Source organism: Streptococcus rubneri, assembly GCF_004785935.1.
Lineage (GTDB): Bacteria > Bacillota > Bacilli > Lactobacillales > Streptococcaceae > Streptococcus > Streptococcus rubneri.
In genome coordinates this window covers 1,307,859-1,329,661 of record NZ_SRRP01000001.1, presented here as the reverse complement: position 1 = coordinate 1,329,661, position 21,803 = coordinate 1,307,859, and the positions used below count along the sequence as shown (strand labels likewise).

The following is a 21,803-nucleotide window of genomic DNA, read 5'->3' as shown; positions in this document are numbered from 1 at the left end:
TATGACCCCTAATCGTTCGTCAGATTCTTGTACTACTATACTCGTCGGAAAAGATGCCAGCTATGATGGTTCAACGATTGTAGCTCGCACGGAAGACTCTCAAAATGGAGTGTTTACCCCTAAGAAATTTATCGTCGTTCAACCAGAGGATCAACCTCGTCATTATCGGTCAGTCCTATCTCCTTTTGAGATAGAGCTGCCAGATAACCCTGTTCGCTACACAGCAGTGCCAGATGCCATTCCAAAAGATGGCATCTGGGGAGAAGCAGGAATCAATCGGTACAATGTAGCCATGAGTGAAACCGAGACCATTACAACCAATAGCCGGGTCTTGGGAGCGGATCCTCTTGTGGAAAGCGGCATTGGAGAGGAAGACATGCTGACCTTGGTCCTTCCTTATGTCCAGACTGCCCGGGAAGGTGTTCTTCGCTTGGGGGAAATTCTGGAGGAATACGGGACCTATGAATCTAATGGGGTGGCTATCAGCGATGTCAATGAAATCTGGTGGTTGGAAACCATCGGAGGTCATCACTGGATGGCACGTCGCGTACCAGACGACGCCTATGTGACCAATCCCAATCAATTGGGGAGTGATCGCTTTGAGTTTAATCGCCCAGAAGAGTTTTTATGTGATCCAGATTTGAAAGATTTTGTGGAACGCCATCACTTGGCCTTGGATTTTGACGGTTCGTCCTTTAACCCTCGTTATGCTTTTGGGAGCCAACGAGACAAGGACCGTCATTACAACACACCACGTGCTTGGGATATTCAACGTTTCCTCAACCCAGAAGTGGAGCAAGATCCTCGATCCTTCTTCCTTCCTTGGTGTCAAAAACCTTATCGCAAAATTACGATTGAAGATGTCAAATATGTCCTTAGCAGTCACTATCAGGATTCAGCTTATGATCCCTATGGTTCAGAAGGGGATGCTCATAGTCGTCGGACCTTCCGTACCATTGGCATCAACCGGACTAGCCAGACGGCTATTCTCCAATTGCGACCAAATCGTCCTCAAGAAACAACAGGAATTCAATGGCTTTGCTATGGGTCTATGCCTTTCAATACGGCCGTTCCTTTCTTTACGCAGGTAGATACGACACCGGATTATTTTGCCAACACGACAGAAAAAGTGACGACGAATTCCTTCTATTGGACCAATCGAATTATTGCTGGTCTGGCAGATGCCCACTATAGTCATCATGTTGGAGATTTAGAAGATTACCAAGAAAGCACTATGGCCCTTGGACATGCCCGGATTGGACGAGTGGATCAAGCCTTGGCAGCAGGGGATATCGTTGACTTTGAAAAAGAAAATCAGGCCATGAGTGATCAGATTCAAGAAGCGACGGATCGCTTGTTGGATAAGGTCTTATTAGATGCAAGCAACTTGATGACCAACCGTTTCTCTTTGAGTGACTAGTTGGGGATTGCTGGGGAATTTTCATGGAAACTTCTGAAAACGTAACTATCATCTAATTGCTTTATTCGCTCTTTCGTCTCCGATGTTTAGGGAAAGCAAAAGCTACTTTATGAAAAAAGAAAAAGACCAGATCGTGTGATCTGGTTTTTCTGAATTAATAGCGTTTTTCTTTTGGCCAATCTTTCATTTCAGAAATGGCTGTAAAAAGAACATCGGTGGACGAGTTGAGGGCTGTTTCGCAAGAATCTTGGATAACCCCAATAATGAAGCCGACACTAACGACTTGCATAGCGATATCATTACCGATACCAAAAAGGCTACAAGCAACTGGGATCAAAAGTAGAGACCCTCCGGCCACTCCAGAAGCGCCACAAGCTGAGATAGCGGCTACGACGCTGAGGACGAGGGCCGTTCCAAAGTCGACCTGAATCCCTTGGGTATTGACAGCAGCTAGGGTCAAGGTATTAATTGTAACAGCAGCTCCTGCCATATTGATAGTAGAGCCTAGAGGAATAGAGACGGAGTAGGTGTCTGGATTGAGCCCTAGTTCCTTACAGAGCTTCATATTAACAGGAATGTTAGCAGCGGAACTTCGAGTAAAGAAGGCAGTTAATCCACTTACTCGTAAACATTTAAAGACAAGTGGGTAAGGATTCTTGCGAATCATGATGAAAGCAATCAAGGGATTGATGACCAGGGCAACGAAAAACATGGTTCCAACTAATAGAAGTAAGAGAATTCCGTAGCTTTTCAGACCAGCAAACCCTTGCCCTGCAATCGTTTTGTAGACCAAACCAAGAATTCCAAATGGAGCTAGGTTGATAATCCATTCGACAATCTTGGAAGTGATATCAGCCAGGGTTTGAAGAAGGTCCTTACTATGTTCACTGGCTTCTCTCATGGCAATCCCAAAGACTACTGCCCAGGATAAAATCCCGATATAATTAGCCTGGATAAGGGCATTGAGGGGATTGTCCACGATTTTTAAAAGAAGGTTGCTGATGACTTCCCCTAGTCCATCGGGAGAAGTTCCTTCAGCACTAGTTCCCGTTAAAGAAATGGTAATAGGAAATAGATAGTTCACCAGGACTGCTACCAGGGCTGCCGCAAAAGTTCCCAAAAGATAGAGGCTGATGACCGATTTCATATTGGTTTGGGTTCCCTTTTGGTGCTGGGAGAGGGCGTTAGCGACAAGTGCGAAGACTAAAAGAGGAGCAATTGCCCGCAAGCCTCCTACAAAGATTTCCCCTAATAGACCAATTGCAGATGCTTGAGGAAGAAGCAGAGCTAAGAGGGCTCCGACTAAGATTCCGATTGCAATTCGTTTCATGAGATTAGTTTTGTTCCAAGCGCGAATGATTCGTTTGACCATAAGAACCTCCTTATTTGAAAAGTTTACCGTCCATTATACGATAGTAAGAGCTTAAAATCAATGGTTGTTTCAATAAGGGCGCTGGTTCAATAGCCTAAAATTTGATATAATCAAACCATTAGAAGAGAGAAGGAGACTATTAGAAGGAATGAAGAATGTTATTTCCCGTTATGTGAATCAATTTGATTGGACCAAGATCATGGATGACCTGGTTTCAAAAGTAATTTCCTTAGCTATTTTATTTGTCTTGTTTTATATTGCAAAAAAACTGGTCCACAGTTTAGTGAAACGCATTTTAAAAGCGTCTTTGAATTATGTAGGTCAGGATGAATCTCGTAAAAAAACTATCTTACGTCTGGTAGAAAGTCTGTTAAATTACGGCCTCTATTTTATTCTGATTTATTGGATTCTTTCTATTTTGGGCTTGCCAGTCTCAAGTCTTTTGGCGGGTGCTGGAATCGCAGGGGTTGCCATCGGTTTGGGAGCTCAGGGCTTCCTCTCTGACTTAGTTAATGGCTTCTTTATCCTTCTGGAACGACAGATAGACGTCGGGGATACTGTTCGTTTGACAAATGGTCCTATCACCATTGCTGGAACTGTTTCTAGTGTGGGCATTCGGACGACCCAGGTGCGGGATGCGGATGGGACCTTGCATTATGTGCCCAATCGCAATATCATGGTTGTCAGCAATCTCTCTCGAGGCAACCAGCGCGTTCTCATCGATATGCCAATTTCAGCTCAGACAGATCTGGATAAGATTTATCAAATCTTCCAGCAAGTCAACGATGAACAAGCACAGAAACATCCAGAAATCTTAGATGGTCCGACGATTTTAGGACCACAAATCGAAAAGGGAACGGGTCGCTATTCCTTCCGTGTCGCCATGATGGTCCAATCAGGAAGTCAAATTGCCATTTACCACCTTTATTACAAACTCTATCATGATGCCCTCTTACAAAATGGGATTGAGATTCCAACAACTTTCTCTGTCACACCCTAAGAAAAAAAGACCCATCGGTCTTTTTTTCTTATTCTAAAATAAGCATGCCATCTTTGACAGCGAAAGGATCTTTCGGATTGATCCGATCGTAGAACATAACGCCATTAATGTGGTCAATCTCGTGTTGGACAACGATGGAGTTGTAACCTTTAAGTTTGATGCGGTGTTTTTCCCCTGTTTTATCAAAGTAGTCTACTGTCACGCGTGCATGGCGAACCACATACCCGGGAACATTACGATCTACAGAAAGACAACCTTCACCATCTCCAAGAGCTGCATCTTGTACAGAGTGGGAGACAATTTTAGGGTTGTACATGACTTCTTGAATGGAGTATGCTTCTTTTGGAGGATTTCCTTCTTCGTCCTCTGGATTTGGGACGAGGACAGCGATGATGCGCTTAGAAATATCTAACTGAGGAGCCGCTAGTCCGACTCCTCCTCGAAGACCCAATTTTTCTGCCATGACAGGATCCTGTGAATGGTGCAAGAACTGCATCATTTTTTCTCCTAGAATGAGCTCTTGGTCTGACAGAGGGAAAGTAACTTCCTCAGCAATAGCTCGTAGGGTTGGGTGACCTTCACGGATAATATCGTTCATATCAATTAGATGGGCAGCTTTTGTAATGGTTTCGATTGCAGACATGTTCTCATTCACTCCTTTTTTCTAAAATCCATCATATCATAATTCCCCCCAGAATGAAAGTTTCCTATTTATCCAATGATTGCGAGTGGACTGAACGGAAAGTGGTCTAAAGTAATGAGAGAATCCAGGACCAGTTCATGATATAATGAAAAGAAGGATAAAGGAGAAGAAGATGCGTCTAGACAAATTTTTAGTAGATTGTGGTGTGGGAAGTCGGACAGAAGTCAAGCAAGTTCTCAAGCAGAAAAAAATTCAGGTCAATGGGAAGGTTGAGACATCTGCCAAAGTTCACATTGATCCAGACACAGATCAGGTAACCTATCTGGGAGAAAAGCTCCTGCATGAGGAGTTTGTCTACTATCTGCTCAATAAACCCAAGGGGGTCATTTCAGCGACTGAAGATGATCACCATCAAACTGTGTTAGATTTGCTAGATGACACGGCCCGTCATAAGGAAGTCTTTCCTGTCGGACGCCTTGATATCGATACTCACGGCTTACTCCTCTTGACCAATAATGGCAAGCTAGCCCACGCTATGTTATCACCTAAGAAGCATGTGGATAAACTCTATCGTGCCCAAGTAGCTGGCATCATGACCCAGGAAGATGTTGACCGTTTCAAAGAAGGAATCGTCTTGAAGGATTTCACCACACTGCCAGCTGAGTTGGAAATTTTGGAGGTTGATCAAGAAGCCAATAGTTGCTTGGTTCAGATCCGCATCGCTGAAGGAAAATTCCACCAGGTCAAACGCATGGTCGCAGCTTGTGGCAAAGAAGTCACCGATCTCGAGCGGATTTCCATGGGGCCATTGAACTTGAATCCTAGTCTCGAATTGGGGGAGTGGCGTAGATTGACAGTAGAAGAAATAGGGCTCTTAACTGACTTTCGAGTCAACCTATAATGAGAAGTCATGGTAGTCTTGGGTTTGAAGAACTCTGTTGGAAAAAGTAGAAGTGTTTGACAGAAAGATGAAATCTTGGTAGAATGAATAGGTCGAATAGACAACTAACTCTTTCTTGGTAGCAGGCTATGCCAAACCTGCCACTCGGATAGAGCATAAAGAAAAGGAGCTTATCATGGCAATCTCAAAAGAGAAAAAAAATGAAATCATTGCACAATACGCACGTCACGAAGGTGACACTGGTTCAGTAGAAGTACAAGTTGCTGTCCTTACTTGGGAAATCAACCACTTGAACGACCACATCAAACAACACAAAAAAGACCACGCTACTTACCGTGGTTTGATGAAGAAAATTGGTCGCCGTCGTAACTTGTTGGCTTACCTTCGTACCAACGACGTTAACCGTTACCGTGAGTTGATTAACTCTCTTGGACTTCGTCGTTAATCATGATGCTAAGGGCGCCAAAAATCCGTATGAAAATAGGGAAACGACACAGTGTTCGATGAACACAAGGAGTTTCATCTTTTTCACTAGGATTTTAGCCCGAGCTCAAAACAGCTCTCTGGATTCAGGGGGCTGTTATTTTTGCCAAGTGCTTAGGTCGTGTTCGATTGAGCATATCTTGAAAATAAGGCTACTCTAGTTGAGTAGCTTTTTTATTTTTTGTCACTTCGCCTCGATGTACCGTCAGTACAATCTTCGGTTCGGTGCCTTGTCTAGAAACGTTTTATCCAGCAAGAATAGAGCTTTCTGTATTCAGAGGCCTTTTTGTTAGCTTTTAGCTATCGAACAGAATTTCTTCAACTAAGCAAGTCGTTTTGATTGACAGTTGTAATCATTATAGTTACAATGTAGTCATAAATTAGAAAAGAGGTGACAGGAATGATTGATATTACATATCTAGATGGTGCAAAGCAAGAAAGAGTTATGCATTTTGATTCCTATGAAGAGTTTGAACGCTCCCAACAGACTTGCTTGATTGGTGTAGCGGATTACTATCCTGTACAAAAATTGACCTATAATGGGCACGAACTCGATTACCACGGAACTTACGGAGATGTCTTCTTCTATTTGATGAAGCAAGACCTGGATCAATACAAAAACTAAAGGAGAAAAACAATGGCAAAAGCAATTACAGACGCAACATTTGAAGCAGAAACGAAAGAAGGATTGGTCTTGGTAGACTTCTGGGCGACCTGGTGTGGTCCATGTCGCATGCAAGCTCCTATCCTAGAAAAATTATCCCAAGAATTTTCGGAAGATGAATTAAAAATCCTGAAAATGGATGTGGACGAAAATCCTGAAACAGCGCGTGCTTTCGGCATTATGTCCATCCCAACCTTGCTCTTCAAAAAAGATGGACAGGTTGTCAAACAAGTAGCAGGTGTACACACAGCAGAGCAAATCAAGGCCATTGTGGCTGAGTTGAGGTAAGAAAAAAAGATTGGAGCTATGTTCCAATCTTTTTTTGATGATAAAGAGAAACGTGTATCTTTCAATCGTACATTGTAGACAGGGTATACGTCATTAGATTATAGGTAGCAGGTCAAGTCCTGTCACATCAAAACTCCAAATTTTGAAACTTTTTAGAACCAATGATTAGGAGAATAAAGGCATAGACGATGGTAATGCCCAGTGCTCCCAAGAATGCTTGTGGAGTGGACAAAATGTCGTCATTAAGCAATCTGTTATATCCATTCGGGAAAAGCATTGCAACAACTCCACCAATCATGGAAGTCATCATGCTTGCAATTGTTAAAATAATAGCTACCACTATTGTTGAGCCTGTTTTTAAATAAAGGCATAACACAGAGGCGACAGTTACTGAAAAAATGTCTTTTAAAAAGATTCCAAAAATATCCTCTAGAGTTGATAAAGTAATAGATAAATCGTTATCAAAAAAGGTATTCGACGCAAAAGGAAACTGAACGACCCTGGTAAAATAGACTGTTGTAGAAACACAAGTAAATAGAATATAAAATAGTACCAAGATTGAGAGTAAACTAAGATATTTTGAAAAAAATATGTTCTTACGGCTTAAATCTCTATATAGGAACATAGTATGATCATCTATCTCTCGTCTAAAGACAGAAATTGTTAAGAAATAGATTGCAAGAGTAGGTAAGATAAATGAATCTGCTGAACTGATCATCATATCTAGAAAGGCTATCCCACTTACTCTATTATCTCCTATTACGGAAATTTGCATGAAATTAGATTTTCCAAAAAAGGAAGCTAGAAGAAAGATAACTGGAAATAAAACGAACAGCAGGTAAATCTTGGTTTCTTTACGCTTCCAGACAGATGTGAAAATGGCAGGTAAGATTTGTTTCATATGTTACTGTCCTTTCGTAAAGATCTCTTTTAGGTGGTTCTCTTTCACCTCTATCTTCTCAATCAAGGTATGATTTCCTAATATTTTAAAAATCTCATTAACCTGTTCAGAGGATATGTTTGTCGAAATGTCTAAAACGCTGCCTTCTAGAATGACGTCATCACTTAATAAAGACTGAATTCCTTCAAGATTCTTAGTCTCCTTCAAGTACACAAGCAAACTAGGACAAGCTGCACCGTCAAAAGCGTCTGCTAACTGCCCTGCCTCAATATAGACATAACGTTCACACAAGGCTTCTAGCTCTCCTAATTGGTGGCTAGAAATAAGCATTGAAATTTGTCTCTCATTAGACCATTTTTTCAAAATATCAATTAATTTCTGAACACCAATCGGATCTAGTCCAACGAATGGTTCATCTAGAATAAGGAAGTCTGGTTCGGCAACCAAAGCAATTGCCAAGGCTGTCCTTTGCTTCATACCAAAAGAAAATCCTTTTGGTTTTCTATTTCTAGCTTCCCATAGTTCTACCAATTTCAGAGTTGGTTCAATATTTGAAAAAAGCTCCTCTTTCCCATGTAAACGTAGATAAAATTTTAAGTTATCAATAACGGACATTTCTGGGTAGAATACTGGATCGATCATAATACCAAAGTCTGTTAATACATTGTCTTTACTATGAATATCGATCCCATTATAGGTAATAAGTCCAGAAGTTGGTTTTAGTGATTTTGCCATCAGCTTCATGAGTGTCGATTTACCCGCACCATTTTTACCAATCAAACCGACAATCTCACCCTTATTGATTTCCATACTGACATCTTTTAGCGAATAAAAATCATTCCCAACAAATTTTTTTGAAATACTTTCAATTTTTAGCATATCTAGTTTCCTTTCCAATTTTTATAAATAATAAATGAGTCAGCTTGCTCTTTTTAAAACTCTATTCTTTCAAAATTCTTTCTAGCTGAGAAATAGCTAGGTAAGAAGTAAATGCAAGACAAGCCAATGATGATTAACAGCGTTAAACCGAACTCACCTGCTTGTAAAGCATTTGCATAAGTGGTTGGAATCACATACTTTACTCCAATCAGTAAGGGAGCTGTGAAGGCAAATAAAGTGAAGAAGATTCCTACTAAAACAGCCACTAAGGTCTTAGATTTGATGGAAACCATCGCAACCATGACGGTTGTTATAAGATTAAGTAAAACCACAGAAAGAATTGACAAGATAGATTTCTCTACTAAAATCGAGCTTGAAGGTAAGAAGTTAGAATCAACTCCAAATCTAGGTAACATAATGCCATAATAAGTAATGAAAGTTGCAAAAAAAGTTCCAAATAAATAGAGGATATAAACTAAAAATAGTCCGAGTATTTTTGCGTTGAAAATTTTAGAACGCTTAATATCTTTGTATAAAAACATGATCTTGCTATCAATTTCATCTCTAAAAACGGAAGAAATCAATATGGAAAAAATGAGTACTGGGATTGTTAAACGATACTGTGTTAAAAGAGTGATATCAAAGAAAGATAAAAAACTATTTGTATAGTCGGTTTTCATATCTTCCATATTTCCTGCCAAAAATGGAACAAGGATAGGTAATAGACAAAAGGATAAGAAGATCTTCGTATCTCTCCTTTTCAAGATAGACTGAAAGACAGAGCTTGTTAATCTATTATACATGGGCTAGTTCTCCTAACTATAATCATAAACAGAATGTGGGTGAGTTCACTAAACAATTGTAACTTGGTTTTCGTTTTCTAAGTTCTTACACACAACAGTATATTTCAAATTTAATAAAAGAAATGATCAATCTAATAAATGGTCTGTTTTTTATAATGAATGGAATTATAAAAAACAGACCATTTATTCTAGTTTTAAAGTTATCCTTCGTGCATCTTTAATTCATGAGTAAATTCATGATCTATACTTTTTGTTTCTAAAGTGACTTTAGGATATTTGGAAAGGATTTGTTTGACATTAGAAAGACCGATACCTCGTCCCTCTCCTTTGGTTGAGACTCCATATTGGAAAATATTTTTAGTAGGGATCTTATAGTCAGCAGTGGTATTATAGATGACTAAAATTTTATTTTCATTCTCTTGAAAATAAGTAAAACTAATTCTTGGAGCTTCTGCATTAACTGCAGCTTCTATGGCATTATCTAAAAAGACAGATAGTATCGTAATAAAATCGATTAGATCTATTTGAGGAGTTCCGATAGGTTCAGCTATTTCTACAGAGACATCAATTCCTCGATTTTGTGCTTCAATCAATTTTGCAGATACAACCGATTTCATTGCTAGGTTTTTTAAATGAACAAGTTTAGCAATGTCGTATTGACTATTGTAAAAGGATTTATCAGACTCTTTCAGTACGGCATTATAGATCCTCTCTACCCCATCTATATCTCTTTTCTTTATCGATTCATTTAAGCTGACTAATATATTTGTATAATCATGACGAAAACTTCTAATTTCTTTATATAGCGATTCAATATGATGACTATATGAAGTAAGATTTTTTAATTGATTATCCTTACTTTCCTGAAGCTCTTTTTCTTTATTTTTCTTAGCTTGATCATTCATTTTGAAAATAATTCCAATTGTAAAAATAAGATATATAATCAAAATATTTCTTCTTAAATATACAAAATCGATAGAACTAACAATATAACCATGTTCTGTAAGATGTATAAGATTATCCAGTAAATATACTGACATTACGTAAAATATAAGAGAGTAGCAGAACAATGAGACCTGTTTCTTAAAATTCATTTGTCTATTCAATTCTTCACTTATTACTTTGAAATCTATCAGTAATAACTTAAAGAATCCAAAGCAAAATAAAAATCCAAGACAATAGTCAATCCAAGAAGACCAAAAAAAATTATACCATTGAGCTGCAGATAATCTAAATAAAAAACGATCGTATAAGTTAGCAAAATTTGAAAAAATTTCAAAAATGACAAATGGAAAAAAACTATAAAAGATATATTGAGACCAATTCCAATTAAATCTTTTCTTAACAATAATTAATGACAGGGGCAATAAGAAAATCTCCCCCCAAAAAACAATATCATAATTTATAATATAAATTCCTAGAAAAATAAACGGAAGTAAAAGATAATATAAATTTATTTTTTGATTAGTAACATAAGATAGAATCACTATTCTAAATATCCAAGAAACTAAAAATATTCCTTCAAACTCTAGAGTCATTTTTTATCTACCTTTTCAACTAGCCCTTTCAGTTTTAAACGTGATACAAAGCATGATTCATCGTTTTCAAAATAAACAATATGATTTACTTTATCAATACGCACGACATTCTCTGGATTTACGACGTAAGCTCGATGACTTTGGTAAAGTCGCTTGTCGGTTTTAGCAATATCTGAGACTTTACCATAAAATTCCATGTGTCCTTTTTTAGTTGTTAAAACGACCTTATGAACGGTCGAAGATGTCTCAAAATATAGAATATCTGAGAAAGGGACTTGAATCTGGGAATGCTCTGATTTAAAGCTGAAGGAATCCTCCCCTATTGTTTTATTGACGTTCTCAGCAGCATGTATCAAAACAGATGAGATCGCTTCCTGATAATCCTGATCATTTAATCCTTTATCAATAAAATCCAAAGCGGAGACGCGATAACGATAGGTAACGGGCATGAATGCTGAGTGAGTCGTTACGAATACGATTGAAGCGCTAGGATCTTTTTCACGAATCTCACGCGCAATTTCCATTCCTTTTTTTTCTTCCCCTTTAATTTCAATATCTAAAAAAAAGAATTGGTGATTTCCTGTCTCTTTGATGGCCTCTAACAATTGTGTTGGCTTCCCAAATACCTCTAAGTATTTATACTTTAGATGATGATCTGTCATACATTTCTTGATTGCTGTTTCAATACGTGTTTGTTGTAGAAAATCATCTTCTAATACAAAGATATTTAGCATATTTCTCCCTTCTGAACCTATTGATCCTTTCATCCTAGAAAAAAATCAGTCATATTTTCTCTTTAACTTGTCTTTGAAGACACTGTTTGTTTATCGAATATGGTTTCTCATTTTTCTGTAATGATAGTTTTTGCAGCTGGATGGTTTGTCCATAATCTTTATTTTATCATAAACACTCCTCAGGGAACATCTTTGGTTAAAGTAGATGTGTTTATAAAAAAATCGGGCACAGTAAACTAAGAATGAATCTCTAATTTTTAAATTGCCCTAATAGAGATATCCTACCATATAGTGAAAATTTTTGGAAATGCTGATTTAATGCTATTCTTGAGTTTTTTAAATTTTCTCTAGTAAAAGAAAAAGATTGAAGAAAGAGTCCATTTTGAACTCTTTCTTCAATCTGAAGTCAGCAAAAATTGGTGACTTTTTATGTAAATGATTAACAAAATTAGAAAACCACATTAGAGGAATTCTTACTGACCCAACTCTTCACTATAAGCAATGATTTGATCCACAGTGTCTGAAAGGAATTGAATCGTATCGCGAAGTGGTTTATCCGTTGAGATATCTGCTCCGATAATCATAGCAGACTCAAGTGGGGTCTTGCTACCACCTGATTTGAGAAGGTCCAGCCAATCTTTGGCTCCGTTTTCGGAGTTCTTCAAATGTAGGTAACCGGCTGTTGAGATAACTAGGCCAGCTGAGTAGGTGTAACTGTAAAGTCCCATGTAGTAGTGGCTTTGGCGCATCCATGTCAGAGCTGCATCGTCATCGATTTCAACGGCATCTCCCCAGAATTCGGTCAAGACTTCCTTCATGATGCTATTGAGCTTGCTAGCGCCGAAAGTTCCACCTTCTTCAATCAGGGTGTAGACCTTGCGTTGGAAGGCCGCTTCCAACAAGTGGGTGATGAAGTTATGGAAGTAGGTGTCTGTCAAACGGTGAGCCAAGGCAAAGCGTTTTTGACGAGGGTCGTCAAACTGGTGTTCCAAGTAGTCGCTGAGGAGGAGCTCGTTAAAGGTAGAAGGAGCTTCTACATAGTAGGTCGACATGTGGGCGTTGAAGTAGCTTTGGTTGTTATCTGAGAAGATGAATTGACCAGAGTGTCCAATCTCGTGGATTAGGGTATAAACATCGCTCATCCGTCCTGTCCAACTCATGAGGACATAAGGATGGACACGGTAAGGATCGGCTGCATATCCACCTGAGTCCTTGCCTTCATTGGCCGCAAAGTCGACCCAACGTTCGGTTTGGTAGCGGGCAATTTCGCGGGAGTATTCTTCGCCAAGAGGTGCCACAGATTTCATGACCAAGTCATAAGCGTCATCAATGGTGACATCTGGGTTGAGTGCACTGTCCAAGTCCAACTTCCAATCAGCAAAGGTCATTTTCTCAAGGCCGTTGACCTTGGCCACGTGTTTGAGGAATTTTTGAGCGACTGGAGCGAAGTCCTTCATGATCAGGTCAATCTGACGATCAAACATGGCACGATCCACTTCCTGCTCAGCTAAGAGATAGTCAAATACGGAATCGTAGCCTCGCATATCTGCGATTAGTTTTTCAGATTTGACTTGGGCTAGATAGGTAGCAGCAGCCGTGTTTTGGTGCTTGCGGAGACCTTCTGAGAAGGAACGAAAGGCTTTTTCACGGACTTCTGCATTCTCATGGTTTTGGTAGAAGTTTTCATAGGTGACAAAGCTATTCTTGTAAACTTTTCCATCTACTTCAAAATCAGCCATTTCAAAGTCACCTGCCCGCATCTTGGTATAGATGTCTTGTGGTCCGTAGAAGACTTCACCAAGGTTAGTCAGAGTTTTTTCCACATCAGCTCCCAAATAGTGAGCTTTTTTGATTTTAGCCTGACGAATGGCAAAAGTGAGGTGAGGCAATTGTCCGAGACGTTCAAGGACTTCTTCATCCGCTTCGACTAAGGCATCATCAAAGAAAGAGAGTTCGACGCTGGCCCAAGTTTCGAAATCCATCCCTGCTTGGGCAATTTCCGCAAAAGCTTCATCGCCAAAGTCCGTCGTTTGGGGCATAAAGCTGTAGTTACCAATGTGGCTGAGTTGGATCTGAATTTGTTCAAAGACTGTAAAGGCAGCTTCAAAGTCTTCAAAAGTGTGGAGCTTGCCCTTGTAGTTACGGACAAATTCATTGATTTCTTCGCGCGTTTTTTCAATGGCACGCAAGAAGTCTTCCTGGTCTTGATAGAGGGCTGTGAGGTCCCAGAGTTCATTCTCAGGAAATTCAGAGCGTTTTTTTAATTCCATAGTGTTCTCCTTTTGATCAAATAACTATACTCAGTATAGCAGAAAAGAGGACAGAATGATAGGCGAATGGGGGATCTTATCAAAGTCGGCTTTATCCAATGAGTAAACAAGGATTTTCTAGCATTTTTACTTTCTTTTGGTATAATAAAATGGAGAAAGTTTTAGGGAGTATATGATGAAAAAAATCTATAAAGTTAGCTTGACAGCGATGGCGTTGTTAACCCTGGTGGCATGTGGGCCTAAGCGACGTCCTAGGACGCAACCTTCTACAGTTCAGAGTGAAGTAGCAGATGGGAAAAGTTCCAAGAAGACATCGTCTGGGCATGAGTATTATCAAACAGTTCTTGAACGTTATCAGGCTTACTCTAGGGCTATCGAGTCAGGTGATAGTGCAGGTCTAGCGGCTAAACTAAAAGAAATTGAACCCGCCTCAGATGAATACTCTTATGTATTTAATCTTCAAACCTTAGGAACTAAGGCGACCCTTTCCTATGTATTTATGGATTTGGACAAGGATGGGAAGGATGAGCTTGTGCTGGGTGATGGTCAGTCTGTTTCTGCAATCTATTATTTGAAGAATCAAAAGCCAACACTCCTTCATACTGCCTTTGTAGCTTCTGCTGGAGGATTTCGTTCTAGTCTGCAGTTATTTGATGATGGATCGGTTATCTATGCGACCTTTTCATCTCTTAATCCGGAGATGGATTTGACCCATTATAAATTTCAAAAGGGAGGATTGGAAGTTTTAAAAGAGGCACAAATAAGGATAGGTGCCAATCAGAAGGCAGAGCAAGTGCTCGGAATCAGCGCTAAAGAATTGGATCCAAGCAGATTTAAGTGGAAAGAATTGGGAGAAGAAAAGAATTCTACGAGCAAAGTCAGTAGTAAAGAGGAAACATCAACGAGCTTCCAAGTACAGGTCAGTGTGTTGGATCTCCGGATTCGCAAGGAGCCAACTGTGAAGGGACAAGAAGTTGGGAAGATTTCGAAAGGGATTCATACCATCACAGAAACCAGATCAGCAGATGGGTATACCTGGGGGAAATTGGAATCGGGCCAAGGCTGGATTGCTCTTGAGTTTACAACGAAATTGGATGGGAAGAATGCTAGTGCTCTTGATGGATTAAGCGTGGAAGATCAAGAAGATATTCGATCAGTAGTCCAAAATGGTTATTCTTTATCATTTTCGAGATTGGTGAGACCAACTATGATTCTCGAACTTGCTAATGAACATAGTGGTATTTATGCGTATTCGCAAGCAATGTTTCTGGATTACTACAATACTTATACACCGGATACCTATCAGCTTGCAGACGTGATTAAAAAACTTGAGGCTAAAGAAACTTCAGAATCAATTCAATCAATGTCTGAAGAGCAGTTGATTCAACTTGCGAGTGAGAAGAAGCAAGCCTGGCTATACTCTTCAAAAGACAAGATGTTTTTTGAATTAGTCCCAGGAGGCCGTGGTGGAGCAGCACCTGAAATGGAGATTCCATCAGCTAATGAGTGGGTGGTTGAGGGCGATACAGTTGTAGTTACGACTCGTATTAAATCCACCTCTCAACCAATGGAACGCTATGTCCTAAAACGTAATCAGAAAAAATACTCTGGTGGTGAGCATAAAACACGATTCTATGTTGTTAGTAAAGAATTTGTGAATTAAGAAGCTTAGATACTGACTATAACTAGCTCTAGAATTTTAAAATAAATGGAAATCAAATATTCCTCGAAAAAGGCTTTTAAAGCCTTTTTCTTTTGGGCTTGAATATGGTAAAATAAAGGTTATACGTGCTTGGATACAAAGATGAGGATATAACATACAGAAAGGCTGTTGAAATCCATATTTCGTTAAGCGGTTTAATGCCTTAGTATCTTGATTAATTGAACCCGCCTACAACTCTGTGGAAAAAGACAAATCTACCTAGGAGCGTTCGCTCCGTCGTTTGATTTCCTATTTTCCTTTGAGTTGCTTAACGGCTTGGTATCTTGATAGTTGAACACGGGCTAAATCCCTAGTGAAAAAGATAGATTTCCTAGTGTGCGTGGCACACTGCGTCAATCTCCTATTTTCATACGGGATTCTTCACGCCCTTTGTATCCTGATTTTTGTAGGCAAGTCGTATAAATATTTCAATCCAAAGGGGATTACATATAAATGACAAAACAAGTGTTTCAAACGACTTTTGCGGGTCGTGAGTTGATCGTAGAGACTGGTCAGGTTGCTAAGCAAGCAAATGGATCTGTTGTCGTGCGTTACGGTGAGTCAACTGTCTTGACGGCAGCTGTCATGTCTAAGAAGATGGCAACTGGGGATTTCTTCCCACTTCAAGTTAACTACGAAGAAAAAATGTATGCAGCTGGGAAGTTTCCTGGTGGCTTTATGAAACGGGAAGGACGTCCTTCTACAGATGCGACCTTGACAGCGCGTTTGATTGACCGTCCAATCCGTCCTATGTTTGCGGAAGGTTTCCGTAATGAAGTGCAAGTCATCAACACAGTCCTTTCTTACGATGAAAATGCATCTGCACCAATGGCAGCCATGTTTGGTTCATCCTTGGCACTTTCTATCTCAGATATTCCATTTGACGGACCAATCGCTGGGGTACAAGTAGGTTATGTTGATGGTCAAATCATCATCAACCCTACTCAAGAGCAAGCAGATCAATCGCTTCTTGAATTGACAGTAGCTGGTACCAAGCACGCTATCAACATGGTAGAGTCTGGTGCCAAAGAATTGTCAGAAGAAATCATGTTGGAAGCCCTTCTGAAAGGACACGAAGCTGTCAAAGAATTGATTGCCTTCCAAGAAGAAATCGTTGCGGCAGTTGGGAAAGAAAAAGCAGAAGTAGAATTGCTTCATGTGGATGCTGACTTGCAAGCTGAAATCATCGCAGCCTACAACAGTGACCTTCAAAAAGCTGTTCAAGTTGAAGAAAAATTGGCGCGTGAAGCTGCAACTCAAGCAGTGAAAGATCAAGTAACAGCAGTTTACGAAGAAAAATATGCAGACCACGAAGAATTTGACCGTATCATGCGTGATGTAGCTGAAATCTTGGAACAAATGGAACACGCAGAAGTGCGCCGTTTGATTACAGAAGACAAGGTTCGTCCGGATGGTCGTAAGGTTGATGAAATCCGTCCTTTGGATGCGGTTGTTGACTTCCTTCCTCGCGTACACGGTTCAGGTCTCTTCACTCGTGGACAAACTCAGGCTCTTTCTATCTTGACTTTGGCGCCAATGGGGGAAACGCAAATCATCGATGGTTTGGACCCAGAGTACAAGAAACGCTTTATGCACCACTACAACTTCCCACAATACTCTGTAGGGGAAACAGGTCGTTACGGTGCGCCTGGTCGTCGTGAAATTGGTCACGGTGCTCTTGGTGAGCGTGCCCTTGCTCAAGTATTGCCAAGCTTGGAAGAATTCCCATATGCCATCCGTTTGGTAGCAGAAGTATTGGAATCAAATGGTTCTTCATCTCAAGCATCTATCTGTGCGGGAACACTTGCCCTTATGGCGGGTGGTGTGCCAATCAAGGCCCCAGTAGCTGGTATTGCCATGGGTCTGATCTCAGATGGAAACAACTACACCGTATTGACAGATATCCAAGGTTTGGAAGACCACTTTGGAGATATGGACTTCAAGGTTGCTGGAACTCGTGACGGGATTACAGCCCTTCAAATGGATATCAAGATCCAAGGGATTACTGCAGAAATCTTGACAGAAGCGCTTGCCCAAGCCAAGAAAGCTCGTTTTGAAATCCTTGATGTCATCGAAGCAACCATTCCAGAAGTGCGTCCAGAATTGGCGCCAACTGCTCCGAAAATTGATACCATCAAGATTGATGTCGACAAGATCAAGATTGTCATCGGTAAGGGTGGAGAAACCATCGATAAGATCATCGCAGAAACAGGCGTTAAGATTGATATCGACGAAGAAGGAAACGTATCGATCTATTCTAGCGACCAAGATGCGATTAACCGTGCTAAGGAAATCATTGCTGGTTTGGTGCGTGAAGCCAAAGTGGATGAAGTCTACCATGCCAAAGTGGTTCGGATCGAGAAATTTGGAGCCTTTGTCAACCTCTTTGACAAGACGGATGCCCTCGTTCACATTTCTGAAATGGCTTGGACTCGTACCAACCGTGTCGAAGACTTGGTAGCGATTGGCGATGAAGTGGATGTCAAGATTATCAAGATTGACGAAAAAGGTCGTGTAGATGCTTCGATGAAAGCTCTTCTTCCTCGTCCTCCAAAACCGGAACATGCAGAAGAAAAAGGGGATAAGGGTCATCGTCATGGCGATCGTCCTCGTCACCACAAACCTAGAAAAGACTTTGCCAAAGATGCAGGTCAAGAAACAAAAGAATAAGCAATCAAAAGAAAGGAGCACGGTATGGGATGGTGGCGTGAAACCATTGATATTGTAAAAGAAAATGACCCAGCAGCCCGAACATCTCTGGAGGTTCTCTTGACCTATCCTGGGGTTAAAGCACTGGCTGCTCACCGTGTTTCTCACTTTTTGTGGAACCATGGCTTTAAACTCCTAGCTCGCATGCATAGCCAGTTCTGGCGTTTTTGGACCCAGATTGAAATCCACCCAGGTGCGACCATTGCTTCGGGAGTTTTTATCGACCACGGGGCAGGTCTCGTTATTGGTGAGACAGCCGTTGTCGAAAAGGGCGTTATGCTCTACCATGGGGTGACGCTCGGTGGAACTGGAAAGGATACAGGGAAGCGCCATCCAACCGTCAAGGAAGGAGCGCTGGTGTCTGCCCATGCTCAGGTCATTGGACCTATTGAGATTGGGGCCAAATCCAAGGTTGGAGCAGGTGCCGTCGTCGTTTCTGATGTGCCGAGTGATGTCACTGTTGTGGGGATTCCGGCTAAAATTGTTCGTGTTCACGGCAAGAAGGATGAACCGATTATTCACCAAGAAGAGGAAAAACGGGAATACTATGTTCAAAAGCTTGAACACTGTAAAGAAGAAAGTCACGAGTCTTCTAATCTCTAGAACTTTGCATGAATGAAATAAGAATTTGAGCCTAAACGGTAGTCTGAGAAAAAGGCTTCACCGCTTTTAGCTCATTTTCTACTTTTCTTGCTTCTTCTCTTATTTTTAGATAGAAAGGATGGAGGGCTTTTAAGGGACCTTGTCGCTTAGATTATTTTACTGCTGAAAGTAGGCGCGGATTTGTATCCCTTGTCAGACTTAGTAGAATAGAAGATGCCCTTACAATCTTGTTTATGATTAAAATCTATGATACTATGTCTCGTGATCTGCGAGAATTTGTTCCCATCGAGGAAGGAAAGGTCCGCATGTATGTTTGTGGGCCAACCGTTTACAACTATATCCACGTAGGGAACGCCCGTTCAACGGTAGCCTTTGACACGATTCGTCGCTACTTTGAGTATCGTGGTTACCAAGTTAACTACATTTCCAACTTTACAGATGTGGATGATAAGATTATCAACCGTGCCAAAGAGGAAAACATTACTCCTCAGGAAGTGGCAGACAAATACATTGCGGCCTTTCGTGAGGATGTGACGGCTCTTGGAGTGAAACCTGCAACCCGCCACCCTCGTGTGGTCGAGTTTATGGATGACATCATCCGTTTTGTCGCTGATTTGATCGAAAAAGGCTATGCTTATGAGAGTCAAGGCGATGTCTATTTCCGTGTGGAAAAATCCCACAACTATGCCAAATTGGCTAATAAAACTCTAGAAGACTTGGAGCTAGGAGCTTCAGGTCGGACAGATGAAGAGACGGCTCGCAAGGAAAATCCGGTCGACTTTGCCCTTTGGAAGTCTGCGAAGCCGGGTGAAGTTTCTTGGGACAGTCCTTGGGGACCTGGTCGTCCGGGTTGGCACATTGAATGTTCGGTTATGTCAACGGGGATTTTAGGGGATACTATTGATATCCACGGTGGTGGAGCTGATCTTGAGTTTCCACACCATACCAATGAAATTGCACAGTCAGAGGCTAAAACTGGTCAAACCTTTGCCAACTACTGGATGCACAATGGCTTTGTCAATATCGACAATGTCAAGATGTCCAAGTCTTTGGGCAACTTTATCACTGTGCATGATGCTTTGAAGACTATCGATGGTCAAGTGCTTCGTTTCTTCTTTGCGACCCAACACTACCGCAAGCCCATCAACTTCACAGAAAAAGCTGTCCGCGATGCGGAGACCAACCTCAAGTATTTGAAAAATACCTATGAGCAGCCCTTCACTGGAGAAGTAGATCCAGCAGACTTGCAAAGCTTTGTGGACAAGTTTATCGCGGCAATGGATGAAGATATCAATGCAGCGAACGGGGTCACCGTTGTCTTTGAAATGGCCAAATGGATCAACTCAGGTCATTACAACCAAGACGTCAAGGAGGCTTTGGCAAAGATGTTAGAAGTCTTTGGTGTAGTCTTTATCGAAGAAGTTTTAGCTGCGGATATTGAAGCCTTGATTGCAGAACGACAAGAAGCACGGGCTAATAAAGATTTTGCGCGAGCAGATGAGATTCGAGATGAGCTAGCAGCTCAAGGGATTAAACTGTTAGACACTAAAGAAGGTGTAAGGTGGACACGTGATTGATATCAATCTAATCAACGGCATAGCTCTTGCCTTTGAAGGGGATGCGGTTTATTCCATGTATATCCGTAAGCATTTGATTTTGCAAGGGATGACCAAGCCTAATAAACTCCACCAGGCTGCAACGAGGTATGTCTCTGCCAAGGCTCAGGCTAATCTGATTGCGATGATGCTTGAGGAAGATGTTTTGACAGTGAAAGAAGTCGAAATCTATAAACGCGGTCGTAATACCAATAGCCATACCAAGGCCAAAAATGCCGACGTCGTGACCTATCGTATGTCGACAGGCTTTGAAGCGGTTATGGGTTACCTGCATTTGACCAATGAAATTTCTCGTTTAGAAGAACTGGTAGCTTGGTGTATCCAAAAAGTGGAAGAAGGGATAAAGTAGTGAAAGATATCAGAGAGTGGTTCCCTCATGCTGAGGTGACGGATCAACCGACTCCACCAGCGGGTTTTGTAGCCATCCCTCTTCAGGCCCAGCAATGGTTGCTACTGAAGGAAGAAGAGCTGACCGAGAGAGAAAAACAATTGATTGCCTGGTTGGCTAGTGAGGAAGATCTTGCCCCCAATCCTTGGTACCAATACCTGATCGATGGGAAGGGAGAAGCTCCTCAAGTCATCAAAAAAATACAACTCATCTATTGCCACGTCTCGCATTCGACAGCGGAAGGAACGGCTTCTTGGTTAGAGATGATGCAGATCCTTTTGCTCAACTTCCGAGCAGTCTTGCAACTGAGTGGGCAAGATTATGTGTTCGTTCTAGATCAAGACCAGTCGCTAGCTGTGGCTGCTATTTTAAAAGATACTGTTTCTGCCATGGAGTATGATTTCAACCTCAATCTTTCCATCATGGTGGGACAGGTTTGGGGAGAGTCTAAAGATGGGAAACTGTCTTCAATGATTCGGACAGAGCGGGCAGTTTTTAGGTCCTGGATTCGACAAGGTCATCAGGGAGTCTACCGCTTTTCTCAACTCTACCTATGGGGAATCGAGCAGGAAGATTTGGATCTACATCCTATCAAAGAAGGCTTGCGTCAGTTGATTGCGAGTCAAGATCAGTTGCAGGACATCATTGTTGCCCTCTGGGACAATGGAGCAGTTGTGACCAAGGCGGCCCAGCAACTCTATCTCCATCGCAATTCCCTTCAATACAAGATGGATAAATGGGAGGAGCTAACGGGTCTCCAGTTAAAAAATCTGACAGATCTAGCCCTTTGTTACCATTTGGTATTACAAGATGTGATGTAAGGGAATCAATCCAGAGTTTTGTGCAAGTTGCACAAAACTCTTTTTCTTTTTTGTGAGACCTGCCATAG

The 21,803-nt window shown here is 41.1% G+C and carries 20 protein-coding genes; 12 read left to right on the top strand and 8 right to left on the bottom strand.

Annotation, left to right across the window (positions count from 1 at the left end; translation table 11 throughout):
- Position 1 precedes the first annotated feature (1 nt).
- The gene (locus E5S68_RS06630; protein WP_135782839.1) at positions 2–1,420 is read left to right on the top strand and encodes a C69 family dipeptidase; all 1,419 of its coding nucleotides are present in this window, start codon (positions 2–4) and stop codon (positions 1,418–1,420) included.
- 154 nt (positions 1,421–1,574) lie between these two features.
- Here the strand turns inward: E5S68_RS06630 and sstT are convergent, their stop codons facing one another.
- On the bottom strand, positions 1,575–2,792 hold the full coding sequence (gene sstT / locus E5S68_RS06625; protein ID WP_135782838.1) for a serine/threonine transporter SstT: 1,218 nt from the start codon (positions 2,790–2,792) through the stop codon (positions 1,575–1,577).
- 148 nt (positions 2,793–2,940) lie between these two features.
- Here sstT and E5S68_RS06620 point away from each other — a divergent pair, with 148 nt between their 5' ends.
- Positions 2,941–3,792: a mechanosensitive ion channel family protein gene (locus E5S68_RS06620; protein WP_135782837.1), complete on the top strand. Its 852-nt coding sequence runs from the start codon at positions 2,941–2,943 to the stop codon at positions 3,790–3,792.
- A 28-nt stretch (positions 3,793–3,820) separates the two neighbouring features.
- Here the strand turns inward: E5S68_RS06620 and def are convergent, their stop codons facing one another.
- On the bottom strand, positions 3,821–4,435 hold the full coding sequence (gene def / locus E5S68_RS06615; protein WP_135782836.1) for a peptide deformylase: 615 nt from the start codon (positions 4,433–4,435) through the stop codon (positions 3,821–3,823).
- Between the two features lie 172 nt (positions 4,436–4,607).
- On the opposite strand from def, the gene E5S68_RS06610 reads away from it, so the two are divergent.
- From E5S68_RS06610 to trxA, 4 genes are all read left to right on the top strand, one after another.
- On the top strand, positions 4,608–5,336 hold the full coding sequence (locus tag E5S68_RS06610) for a pseudouridine synthase (protein ID WP_135782835.1): 729 nt from the start codon (positions 4,608–4,610) through the stop codon (positions 5,334–5,336).
- Positions 5,337–5,511: 175 nt separating this feature from the next.
- A complete protein-coding gene (gene rpsO / locus E5S68_RS06600) occupies positions 5,512–5,781 on the top strand; it encodes a 30S ribosomal protein S15 (RefSeq protein ID WP_009732177.1) in 270 nt (89 codons plus the stop codon).
- Between the two features lie 438 nt (positions 5,782–6,219).
- Positions 6,220–6,444, top strand: coding sequence for a DUF4649 family protein (locus E5S68_RS06595; RefSeq protein WP_003010037.1), 225 nt, complete (start codon positions 6,220–6,222; stop codon positions 6,442–6,444).
- Between the two features lie 12 nt (positions 6,445–6,456).
- Complete coding sequence (gene trxA, locus E5S68_RS06590; protein ID WP_135782834.1) at positions 6,457–6,771, top strand: thioredoxin; 315 nt, start codon at positions 6,457–6,459, stop codon at positions 6,769–6,771.
- Positions 6,772–6,898: 127 nt separating this feature from the next.
- On the opposite strand, the gene E5S68_RS06585 is transcribed toward trxA, so the two are convergent.
- The 6 genes from E5S68_RS06585 to pepF all read right to left on the bottom strand — a co-directional run bounded on the left by E5S68_RS06585 (position 6,899) and on the right by pepF (position 13,896).
- On the bottom strand, positions 6,899–7,672 hold the full coding sequence (locus E5S68_RS06585; protein ID WP_135782833.1) for a hypothetical protein: 774 nt from the start codon (positions 7,670–7,672) through the stop codon (positions 6,899–6,901).
- 3 nt (positions 7,673–7,675) lie between these two features.
- A complete protein-coding gene (locus tag E5S68_RS06580) occupies positions 7,676–8,551 on the bottom strand; it encodes an ABC transporter ATP-binding protein (RefSeq protein WP_135782832.1) in 876 nt (291 codons plus the stop codon).
- 53 nt (positions 8,552–8,604) lie between these two features.
- Positions 8,605–9,354, bottom strand: coding sequence for an amino acid transporter (locus tag E5S68_RS06575; protein WP_135782831.1), 750 nt, complete (start codon positions 9,352–9,354; stop codon positions 8,605–8,607).
- 200 nt (positions 9,355–9,554) lie between these two features.
- Entirely contained in the window at positions 9,555–10,892 is a 1,338-nt protein-coding gene (locus E5S68_RS06570; protein WP_135782830.1) for a sensor histidine kinase, read from the bottom strand.
- On the bottom strand, positions 10,889–11,626 hold the full coding sequence (locus tag E5S68_RS06565) for a response regulator transcription factor (RefSeq protein WP_135782829.1): 738 nt from the start codon (positions 11,624–11,626) through the stop codon (positions 10,889–10,891). Before E5S68_RS06565 ends, E5S68_RS06570 begins: the two co-directional genes overlap by 4 nt.
- Before the next feature lie 473 nt (positions 11,627–12,099).
- Positions 12,100–13,896, bottom strand: a complete 1,797-nt coding sequence (gene pepF, locus E5S68_RS06560; RefSeq protein WP_135782828.1) for an oligoendopeptidase F — start codon at positions 13,894–13,896, stop codon at positions 12,100–12,102.
- A 175-nt stretch (positions 13,897–14,071) separates the two neighbouring features.
- Here pepF and E5S68_RS06555 point away from each other — a divergent pair, with 175 nt between their 5' ends.
- From E5S68_RS06555 to E5S68_RS06525, 6 genes are all read left to right on the top strand, one after another.
- Positions 14,072–15,559 (top strand): hypothetical protein, encoded by a 1,488-nt coding sequence (locus tag E5S68_RS06555; RefSeq protein WP_234697690.1) that lies wholly within the window; start codon positions 14,072–14,074, stop codon positions 15,557–15,559.
- Positions 15,560–16,051: 492 nt separating this feature from the next.
- The gene (pnp, locus tag E5S68_RS06545) at positions 16,052–18,268 is read left to right on the top strand and encodes a polyribonucleotide nucleotidyltransferase (protein ID WP_135782827.1); all 2,217 of its coding nucleotides are present in this window, start codon (positions 16,052–16,054) and stop codon (positions 18,266–18,268) included.
- A 24-nt stretch (positions 18,269–18,292) separates the two neighbouring features.
- Positions 18,293–18,910, top strand: a complete 618-nt coding sequence (cysE, locus tag E5S68_RS06540) for a serine O-acetyltransferase (RefSeq protein ID WP_135782826.1) — start codon at positions 18,293–18,295, stop codon at positions 18,908–18,910.
- 233 nt (positions 18,911–19,143) lie between these two features.
- Entirely contained in the window at positions 19,144–20,487 is a 1,344-nt protein-coding gene (gene cysS, locus E5S68_RS06535; protein WP_135783110.1) for a cysteine--tRNA ligase, read from the top strand.
- Complete coding sequence (locus tag E5S68_RS06530) at positions 20,480–20,875, top strand: Mini-ribonuclease 3 (RefSeq protein ID WP_135782825.1); 396 nt, start codon at positions 20,480–20,482, stop codon at positions 20,873–20,875. Before cysS ends, E5S68_RS06530 begins: the two co-directional genes overlap by 8 nt.
- Positions 20,875–21,735 carry a helix-turn-helix domain-containing protein gene (locus tag E5S68_RS06525; RefSeq protein WP_135782824.1) on the top strand — a complete coding sequence of 287 codons (861 nt, stop codon included), beginning with the start codon at positions 20,875–20,877 and terminating at the stop codon, positions 21,733–21,735. The genes E5S68_RS06530 and E5S68_RS06525 overlap by 1 nt, the downstream gene beginning before the upstream one ends.
- Positions 21,736–21,803 lie beyond the last annotated feature (68 nt).

Bases quoted from the DNA above. Each gene is read 5' to 3' on its own strand.
- E5S68_RS06630 (WP_135782839.1), top strand. From the start codon at position 2: ATGACCCCTAATCGTTCGTCAGATTCTTGTACTACTATACTCGTCGGA.
- E5S68_RS06555 (WP_234697690.1), top strand. From the start codon at position 14,072: ATGAAAAAAATCTATAAAGTTAGCTTGACAGCGATGGCGTTGTTAACC.
- rpsO (WP_009732177.1), top strand. From the start codon at position 5,512: ATGGCAATCTCAAAAGAGAAAAAAAATGAAATCATTGCACAATACGCA.
- E5S68_RS06620 (WP_135782837.1), top strand. From the start codon at position 2,941: ATGAAGAATGTTATTTCCCGTTATGTGAATCAATTTGATTGGACCAAG.
- cysE (WP_135782826.1), top strand. From the start codon at position 18,293: ATGGGATGGTGGCGTGAAACCATTGATATTGTAAAAGAAAATGACCCA.
- cysS (WP_135783110.1), top strand. From the start codon at position 19,144: ATGATTAAAATCTATGATACTATGTCTCGTGATCTGCGAGAATTTGTT.
- E5S68_RS06610 (WP_135782835.1), top strand. From the start codon at position 4,608: ATGCGTCTAGACAAATTTTTAGTAGATTGTGGTGTGGGAAGTCGGACA.
- trxA (WP_135782834.1), top strand. From the start codon at position 6,457: ATGGCAAAAGCAATTACAGACGCAACATTTGAAGCAGAAACGAAAGAA.
- def (WP_135782836.1), bottom strand. From the start codon at position 4,435: ATGTCTGCAATCGAAACCATTACAAAAGCTGCCCATCTAATTGATATG.
- sstT (WP_135782838.1), bottom strand. From the start codon at position 2,792: ATGGTCAAACGAATCATTCGCGCTTGGAACAAAACTAATCTCATGAAA.
- E5S68_RS06585 (WP_135782833.1), bottom strand. From the start codon at position 7,672: ATGAAACAAATCTTACCTGCCATTTTCACATCTGTCTGGAAGCGTAAA.
- pnp (WP_135782827.1), top strand. From the start codon at position 16,052: ATGACAAAACAAGTGTTTCAAACGACTTTTGCGGGTCGTGAGTTGATC.
- E5S68_RS06565 (WP_135782829.1), bottom strand. From the start codon at position 11,626: ATGCTAAATATCTTTGTATTAGAAGATGATTTTCTACAACAAACACGT.
- E5S68_RS06575 (WP_135782831.1), bottom strand. From the start codon at position 9,354: ATGTATAATAGATTAACAAGCTCTGTCTTTCAGTCTATCTTGAAAAGG.
- E5S68_RS06580 (WP_135782832.1), bottom strand. From the start codon at position 8,551: ATGCTAAAAATTGAAAGTATTTCAAAAAAATTTGTTGGGAATGATTTT.
- E5S68_RS06595 (WP_003010037.1), top strand. From the start codon at position 6,220: ATGATTGATATTACATATCTAGATGGTGCAAAGCAAGAAAGAGTTATG.
- pepF (WP_135782828.1), bottom strand. From the start codon at position 13,896: ATGGAATTAAAAAAACGCTCTGAATTTCCTGAGAATGAACTCTGGGAC.
- E5S68_RS06570 (WP_135782830.1), bottom strand. From the start codon at position 10,892: ATGACTCTAGAGTTTGAAGGAATATTTTTAGTTTCTTGGATATTTAGA.